1 protein-coding gene is annotated in these 1665 nt (G+C 72.0%); it reads left to right on the forward strand.

All coding sequences use genetic code 11. The annotated features are described in order from the left end of the window. Positions 1-108 precede the first annotated feature (108 nt). The gene (locus ACH107_RS32655; protein ID WP_412509752.1) at positions 109-1488 is read left to right on the forward strand and encodes an MATE family efflux transporter; all 1380 of its coding nucleotides are present in this window, start codon (positions 109-111) and stop codon (positions 1486-1488) included. Positions 1489-1665: the final 177 nt, after the last annotated feature.

The raw sequence follows: 1665 nt of genomic DNA on the forward strand, positions 1-1665 counted from the left end.
GAAGCCGCCGCCGGCGGCATGATCGCGGCGGTCGCGCTCCAGCTGCTCCGCGGCGCGCTCTGACCGGCGCCCCTTGCCATGCGGCCCGGCCGGCCCTAAGGGCAGCGCATGACAGCCCGGCACACATTCCGTCACCACGCCCGCGCGATGCTCGGGCTCGGCCTGCCGCTCATCGGCAGCCACGTGGCCCAGTTCGCCATCAATCTCAGCGATGCGGTCATGCTGGGCTGGTACGGGGTCGAGGCGCTCGCGGCCGAGGTGCTGGGCGGCACGCTCTTCTTCGTGCTCTTCATCATGGGCTCGGGCTTCGCATGGGCGGTGATGCCCATGGTGGCCGCCGCCGTCGCCTCGGGCGAGCCGGCCCAGGTGCGCCGCGTCACGCGCATGGGGGGCTGGGCGTCGGTACTCTTCGCGGTGCTGGTGATGCCGCTCGTGATCTGGTCCGGGCCGCTCTTTCGCGCGCTGGGACAGGAACCGGACACCTCCGCGCTGGCGGCCGAGTACCTGCGGGTGATGGGCTGGGGGCTTTTCCCGGCATTGCTGGTGATGGTGCTGAAATCCTACCTCGCCGCGCTCGAGCGCACGCAGGTCGTGCTCTGGGTCACGGTGGGGGCGGTGGGGCTCAACGTGGCCGTCAACGCCCTGCTCATCTTCGGCACCCTCGGCTTCCCCGAACTTGGCGTGCGCGGCGCGGCCATCGCTTCGCTGATCGTCAACACCGCGTCCTTCGCGGTGCTCGCGCTCTACACCGCGCGCGCCACGCCCGAGCATGGGCTGTTCGGGAATTTCTGGCGCCCCGACCCCGAGGCATTCGGCCGCGTCTTCCGTCTCGGCTGGCCCATCGGGCTGACCAACCTCGCCGAGGTGGGGCTCTTTGCCGCCTCGACCACGATGATGGGCTGGCTGGGCACGCTGCCGCTCGCCGCCCATGGCATCGCCATGCAGATCTCCTCGATCACGTTCATGGTGCATCTCGGCCTCAGCAATGCCGCCACGGTGCGCGCGGGCCAGGCCCACGGGCGGCGCGACATGCCGGCGCTGCGCGCGGGGGCCCGTGCCGCGCTGGTGCTCTCGGGGCTCGCGGCGGCGCTCACCGTGGTGCTGTTCCTCGCCGTGCCGGAATGGCTGATCGGCCTCTTCCTCAACCCGGCCGAACCCGACAGGGCGGGGGTCATCGCCATCGGGACGGGCCTGCTGGCCGCGGCCGCGCTGTTCCAGCTTGTCGATGCCGGCCAGGTCATGGCGCTGGGGCTTCTGCGCGGCGTGCAGGATACCCGCGTGCCGATGCTCATCGCGGCGCTCAGCTACTGGGGCATCGGCGTGCCGGCCAGCTACGTGCTGGGCTTCACCCTCGGGCTGGGCGGCGTCGGGGTCTGGCTGGGTCTCGCCGTGGGGCTTGCTTGCGCGGCCGTCCTGATGCTGGGGCGGTTCTGGGGCTGGTCCGCACGCGATACCGTCCCCGGGGCCGCGCCGCCGCCGGGGCGGTGACGGCCGTTTCTTCTCGGGTGAAATACCCCCGCCGGAGGCGTCGGCCCCGTCCACGCGGTGCGGGCGGCGGGGCGCCGGTCAGCGGCCCCGCAATCCTCTATCATCGTCCCCCCGACAGTGTCGAAGGCGCCCAGCCGGGCGCGACAATGATCGCACATGGATATATGCGCGGCGACG

It is taken from the genome of Roseovarius halophilus (ex Wu et al. 2025), from assembly GCF_047086965.1.